Origin of the sequence: Methyloceanibacter sp. (genome assembly GCF_050999895.1) — a bacterium.
Taxonomy (GTDB): Bacteria; Pseudomonadota; Alphaproteobacteria; order Rhizobiales; family Methyloligellaceae; genus Methyloceanibacter.
Genome location: NZ_JBPCOU010000060.1, coordinates 1 through 4516, shown reverse-complemented (window position 1 = coordinate 4516; position 4516 = coordinate 1). Strand labels below are relative to the sequence as shown.

The 4516-nt window shown below is 64.1% G+C and carries 5 protein-coding genes; 1 reads left to right on the top strand and 4 read right to left on the bottom strand.

The window, feature by feature from the left end:
* Positions 1–1142: RsmB/NOP family class I SAM-dependent RNA methyltransferase (locus ACR2J1_RS06620; protein ID WP_434018547.1), on the bottom strand; the 1142-nt coding region annotated here is incomplete at its 3' end.
* A 26-nt stretch (positions 1143–1168) separates the two neighbouring features.
* A complete protein-coding gene (gene htpX / locus ACR2J1_RS06615; protein WP_434018546.1) occupies positions 1169–2113 on the bottom strand; it encodes a zinc metalloprotease HtpX in 945 nt (314 codons plus the stop codon).
* 231 nt (positions 2114–2344) lie between these two features.
* Between htpX and ACR2J1_RS06610 the strand changes: the two genes are divergently transcribed.
* Complete coding sequence (locus ACR2J1_RS06610; protein WP_434018545.1) at positions 2345–2836, top strand: globin domain-containing protein; 492 nt, start codon at positions 2345–2347, stop codon at positions 2834–2836.
* 5 nt (positions 2837–2841) lie between these two features.
* Here ACR2J1_RS06610 and ACR2J1_RS06605 read toward each other — a convergent pair whose 3' ends face one another.
* Positions 2842–3213, bottom strand: a complete 372-nt coding sequence (locus tag ACR2J1_RS06605; protein ID WP_434018544.1) for a hypothetical protein — start codon at positions 3211–3213, stop codon at positions 2842–2844.
* 28 nt (positions 3214–3241) lie between these two features.
* On the bottom strand, positions 3242–4516 hold a 1275-nt coding region (acs, locus tag ACR2J1_RS06600; protein WP_434018543.1), incomplete at its 5' end, for an acetate--CoA ligase.

Sequence of the window (4516 nt, the reverse complement as noted above, 5' to 3'; positions counted from 1 at the left end):
AGTGAGCAGGTCGAATAGACCAGCCTCCCGCCCGGCTTCAGCAAGGATGCAGCATTATCCAGAAGGCGAGCCTGGAGCATGGCCAGCCCCTCGATATCTTTCGCGGATTTGAGATAAGGAATGTCGGGATGGCGGCGGATGGTGCCCGTGGAGGAGCACGGCGCATCAAGAAGAACGGCATCGAAGCATCCCTCCGGCTGCCACGCCGTGGCGTTTGCAGCGACAGTCTCGGCGCTCAGCCCGAGGCGTGTGAGGTTCTGCTCGACCTGTGCGAGCCGGTGCGGCGAGATGTCGACGGCCACGACCGACGCGCCGGCAAGAGCAAGCTGTGCCGTCTTGCCACCGGGTGCGGCGCAAAGATCGGCCACACGCTGTCCGGCGACGTCGCCGAGGAGACGGGCCGGCAGCGACGCGGCGACGTCCTGCACCCACCACGCCCCTTCGTCATAGCCGGGGAGCGCCTCGATCCGGCCCTTGGGCTGGAGGCGCACGCTGCCATTGGGCAACACGCGGCCCGACAGCGTCTCAGCCCACGTTTCCGGATCGCTCTTCACGGTGAGATCGAGCGGCGGCTCGACCAAATGGATCGCGGCGATGTCGCGCGCGCGGGTTTCGCCCCAATAGGAGACCCAGCGCGCCCACAGCCAATCCGGCGTGTTGACGCGCGGCGCGTCGAGCTTTGCGACGATGGCCTCGCCTTCGGTCGCCACCTTCCGGAGGACAGCGTTTGCAAGCTTATCGAAGCGCTTGGCCCGCGGATCTTGCTGCGCCAAGCGGACGGCGAGGTCGATCACCGCATGCGGGGGCGCCGTCAAAAAGATGAGCTGCGCCGCTGCCGACAGTAGGATTTCATAGAGCGAGCCGGATTTCGCGGGCATGCCGCGCTCGAGAAAGCGTGCCAGCACGATGTCGATCTCGCCGCGGCGGCGGAGCGACGTGGCCACGATTGCCCTGGTGAACGCACGGTCCCGCGCCGGCAGGTCCAGCATCCACCCCTTGGCGATGGATCGGCCGAGAATATCGTCGAGCGGTTGCTTCTTCGCGATGACAGCCGATAGCACCGCGACGGCCGCGCGCCGCGCCGGCAGCCCAAGCTGCGCGGCCTGCTCGCGCGCGTTCACCCGCTCGCCGGATTCCGTCATGCACGTGCTTTCTTGCTAGAATGGGATCAGCCCCACGGCCCGCGCCGGCCAGCGACGCGGCGCTCGGGCTCGGACCACGGCCCCGCCGGGCTGGAAGGCGCGGCGATCCGGGCTCCTGTGTCGCCCGCGCCGAACTGCTGTGCAAGCTCATTCAGCCGCGCCACGCGGTTTTGGACGTTGGGATGCGTCGAGAAAAGATTGTCCATGCGCGCGCCGGACAGCGGATTGACGATGAAAAGATGCGCAGAGGCGGGATTTTGCTCCGCCGGCATATTCGGAATGCGCTCGGCGGCGCGAGCGATCTTCTGCAACGCCGAGGCGAGCCACAGCGGGCGCCCGCTGATCTCGGCGCCGAGCCGGTCCGCCTCGTATTCGCGGGTGCGGCTGATGCCCATCTGCACCAGGGCGGCTGCCAGGGGCGCCAGGATCACGAGAGCCAGAGTGCCAAAGATGCCCGCTCCGTTGTTGTTGTCGCGGCCGCCGAAAAACATGCCGAAATTGGCGAGCATGGAGATCGCGCCGGCGATGGTGGCAGTGATCGTCATCAGGAGGGTGTCGTGATTCTTGATGTGGCCGAGCTCATGGGCAATGACTCCGGCCAGTTCCTCTTTGCTTACTGTCTGCATGAGACCTGTCGTCACTGCAACCGCAGCGTTCTGCGGATTCCGGCCGGTAGCGAAGGCGTTCGGTTGGGGATTTTCCATGATGTAGACCTTGGGCATCGGGAGACCCGCTGCCGCCGCAAGCTGGCTCACAAGGTCGTAAAGCTCTGGCGCCGTGCGCGCATCGACCGGGCGCGCGCCATACATGGAAAGCACCATCTTGTCGGAGTTCCAGTAGGCGAACAGGTTCATCGCCCCCGCCACGACAAGGGCGATGACCATGCCACTCTGGCCGCCAATCAGAAAGCCGACGCCCATGAAGAGCGCCGTCATGGCGGCGAGAAGAATGGCGGTACGGAAATAGCTCACGTCTTGAACCTCCAAGAGAGACACCGGGCACTGGGCCGGTGCGGGAAACCGCTCAATATGTGGGGACCAGCGTCCCCGCGACAAGGCTTGGAAGGCTGTCAGGTAATTGAGACCCGAAGGGAAACGCACACTGCCGATGATTATTGGTTTCCCGCCCGCTTACCTTAACGGTCCGTCAAGGGCTTGGTGCGCATTCTCACCAAAGCCAACCCTTGTCGCGGAGTGAGTGTCATGTCTGTCGCAGTCCGAAAGGCCGAGCCCGAAGGCACCCGTTCGCCGGCGAAGCCATCCCGCTCCCGCAAGTTTCTCCAGGTCGAGGCCCCGCTTTCGGAAAAGCAGAAGCACCTGATCCGGGCGACATTCGTCCAGGTCGAGCCCGCTTTGGACTTGGTCGCGGCTCTTTATTTCCTCAAGCTTTTCGATCTCGACCCGTCCTTCCGCAGCGTTTTCACGGGCCCCGCCAAGGATCGCACGCGGAAATTCACCGCCGCGATGAAGCTGGTCATCATATCTCTTGATCGCCAGGACGAGTTGAAACCGACTCTGAAGCTGATCGGCGTGCAGAGCCGCCAATATGGTGTCCGCGCCGGTCAATATGCGACCATGGCCGAGGCGATGATCTGGACTTTGGACCAGTCGCTGGAAGGTGCCTTCACGAAGGAAGCGCGGGGCGCCTGGAACGGCCTGCTCGCGCGCATCACGCGTATCCTCGCGGGCCGCTAGATGCCCTATTCGGCCGGCGGGCTCGGACTCGCCGCGTCGGCGCGAACGAATTTGATCTCGAGCCGTCCGTCCTCGTGCACCCACGCCACGACGTCCTGTCCCGGCTCAAGGACCTGCACCTTGCCGTCAGTGGTCAGTTGGCTGTTCTCCACCGTGATCTGGTGCTTGTCGACGATGACCCTGAGCCCCCCGGGCAGCGATTCCTGCCGCATCTCCTTATAGTGACCGGCAACGGTCAGGGTGCGGTCGCCCACGGTCATCGCGACTGCCTGCGATGCCGGGCCGCCGGGCGCCCAGGAGGAAATGACCAGAACGAGGACGATCAGGAGCCCGACGCCGAGACCAAGCCCGATCAAAATGCGCTTCGGCCAGCTCATGCGGCTTCTCCTGTTAGGTGCGGGGGGCCTAGGCGGTCTGCCGGTTCTGCCTGTTCTGCACCAGATCGTCGACGACGCCAGGATCGGCAAGCGTTGAGGTATCGCCGAGATTGGTGAAATCGTCCTCGGCGATCTTGCGCAAGATGCGCCGCATGATCTTGCCCGAGCGCGTCTTAGGTAGGCCCGGCGCATACTGAATGAGATCGGGGGAGGCGATCGGACCGATTTCCTTCCGCACCCAGTCGCGCAGCTCAACCTTCAGCGCATCGGACCAGGTCTCGCCGTTCATCAGCGTGACGTAGCAATAGATGCCTTGGCCCTTGATGTCGTGGGGATAGCCCACAACGGCCGCCTCCGAGATTTTCGGGTGTGCCACGAGCGCGGATTCGACTTCTGCCGTACCCATGCGGTGGCCGGCGACATTGATGACGTCGTCGACGCGTCCCGTGATCCAGTAATAGCCGTCCTCGTCGCGGCGGCAGCCGTCGCCCGTGAAATACGTGCCCTTATAGGCTGAGAAATACGTGTCGACGAAGCGCTGATGGTCGCCGTAGACGGTGCGCATCATGCCGGGCCAGGCGTCGAGCAGCACGAGATTGCCACTGGCCTCGCCCTCGAGCATGTTGCCTTCATTGTCGACGATGGCGGGCTGCACGCCGAAGAACGGCAGTGTCGCGGATCCGGGTTTCAGCTTCGTCGCGCCGGGGAGCGGCGTGATGAGAATCCCGCCGGTCTCCGTCTGCCACCACGTGTCGACGATGGGGCAACGCTTCTCGCCGACCACGTGATAGTACCACTCCCATGCCTCCGGGTTGATTGGCTCGCCCACGCTGCCGAGCAGCTTCAGTGACTTGCGGCTGGTGCGCTTCACAAAGTCGTCGCCCGCGCCCATCAGCGCTCTGATGGCCGTCGGCGCGGTGTAAAAAATGTCGACCTTGTGCTTGTCGACCACCTGCCAGAGCCGCGACGCGTCGGGATGGTTCGGCACGCCTTCGAACATGAGCGTCGTGGCGCCGTTCGCGAGCGGGCCGTACACAATATAAGAGTGACCGGTCACCCAGCCGACATCGGCAGTGCACCAGTAAATGTCGTCTTCGTGATAGTCGAAGACATAATGATGCGTGAGCGCTGCCAAGAGGAGATAGCCGCCAGAGGTGTGCAGCACGCCCTTCGGCTGGCCGGTCGAGCCGGAGGTATAGAGGATGAAGAGGGGATCTTCCGCGCCCATCTCTTCCGGCACGCAGTCGGTGCCGACTTTCGCGGTCTCCTCGTGCAGCCAGACATCCCGTCCTGGTGTCCAAGG